General features: G+C 66.6%; 1 protein-coding gene. It reads left to right on the top strand.

Annotation, left to right across the window (positions count from 1 at the left end; all coding sequences use genetic code 11):
- Nucleotides 1-1688: SbcC/MukB-like Walker B domain-containing protein (locus Q0349_RS02900; RefSeq protein WP_298079377.1), on the top strand; the 1688-nt coding region annotated here is incomplete at its 5' end.
- Nucleotides 1689-1788: the final 100 nt, after the last annotated feature.

The raw sequence follows: 1788 nt of genomic DNA, 5'->3' as shown, positions 1-1788 counted from the left end.
CCTGGCAACAAACCCGCGCCCACGACCACACCCTGCGCCACCAGCGCGAACAACTCGCCATTCTCGAACAACACGCCGCCGCCCACGCTGCCGCGCAAAGCGCGCGGCAAAAAGCCGAAACCGCCGCCGCTGCCGCACAACAAAAAGCCGAAAACGCCGCCCGCGCCTGCACCCAGGCCGAAAGCGCGCTTGCCGCCCACCTCGCAGGCCGCCTGCTGCGCGAATACCGCGCCGAAAAAGACAGCATCCTGCGCGAACTCGCCTACCACCAGCGCATTGCCGACCTCGAACAACAACGCGCGCAACTGCACGACGGCGAACCCTGCCCGCTCTGCGGCGCGACCGACCACCCCTACGCACAGGCGCTGCCCGCCCGCCCCGACGACCTCAACGCCCGCCTCGCCGTGCTGGAGGCGCACCTCAAACGCGCCGAACAACTCGAAACCGCATACACCAATGCCCAAACCGCCCTCACCGCTGCGCGCGAAAAACAACAACAAGCCGAAAGCGCTGCCGCCCTTGCCGCCGAAAAAGCACGCAACACCGCCGCCTACGCCGCACAACTCGCCGCGCTACAACAAACCCACGCGCAAACCCTTGCCGCCCGCCGCGTCATCCTCGGCGAGCGCGACCCCGACAGCGAAGAAGCCGCCCAACAGCGCACCATCGCCGCCGCCGAAACTGCCGCCGAACACGCCCGCAGCGCGCTGCAACAAGCCGAAAACCGCGCGGCTGCCAACCAACAACAACGCGAGCAACTGCGCCGCCGCCTCACCGACCAACAAACCGCCCTCGACCAGGAAGAACAACACTTCGCCGCCGCGCGCACCGCCGCTGCCTTCCCTACAGAAAATGAATGGCAAGCTGCGCGCCTGCCCGCCGCCGCCCGCGAAGCCCTTGCCCGCGAAGCCGCCGCGCTTGACCAGCAAACCCTCACCCTGCACACCCGCCAACAAGACTGCGCCGCCCGCCTTGCCGCCCTCACCGCCCAAAGCGCGGACGACCCCGACGCCGCCACCCTGCAAGCACGACAACAAGCCGACAACCACACCCGGCAACAACAACAGCAAGCCCTCGCCGAGAAGCGCCACCGCATCACCGAACACGAACGCGCCGTTACCCGCCTCGCCGTCCGGCAAAATGCGCTGGCCAAACAACAACAAGAAACCCGCCGCTGGCAGGATTTACACGCCCTCATCGGCGCGGCGGACGGCAAAAAATACCGCAACTACGCGCAAAGCCTGACCTTCGCCAGCGTCATCGCCCACGCCAACCGCCAACTGGCGCAGTTGAGCGACCGCTACCTGCTCACCGCCGACCCAGCGCGGCCGCTCGAAGCCAACATCATCGACAACTACCAGGGCGGCGAAATCCGCAGTGCGAAAAACCTCTCCGGCGGCGAGAGCTTCATCGTCAGCCTGGCGCTGGCACTCGGACTCGCGCAAATGAGCGGCGAAACCATGCAGGTGGACTCTCTCTTCCTCGACGAAGGCTTCGGCACGCTGGACGAAGAAACGCTGGACAGCGCACTGGAAACACTCGCCCAACTGCGCACCCACGGCAAACACATCGGCATCATCTCGCACGTCGCAGCCCTCACCGAACGCATCGCCACCCGCATCACCGTCACCCCGCAGCCCGGCGGCACCAGCACCATTCGCGGCCCCGGCTGCAGGCGCATTCAATGACGTATTAGGCGCTGTTTACAATTGGAATCCCCCTCCCCTGCAGGACGAAACCCGCAGCGGGCGGGTTCCGTGCGTAGGGTGTGTGGCGGCGTAGCCGACA

This window comes from uncultured Cardiobacterium sp., assembly GCF_938028185.1.
Lineage (GTDB): Bacteria > Pseudomonadota > Gammaproteobacteria > Cardiobacteriales > Cardiobacteriaceae > Cardiobacterium.
Note: the sequence above shows the minus strand (reverse complement) of the source record. Positions and strands in the feature narration are given on the sequence as shown.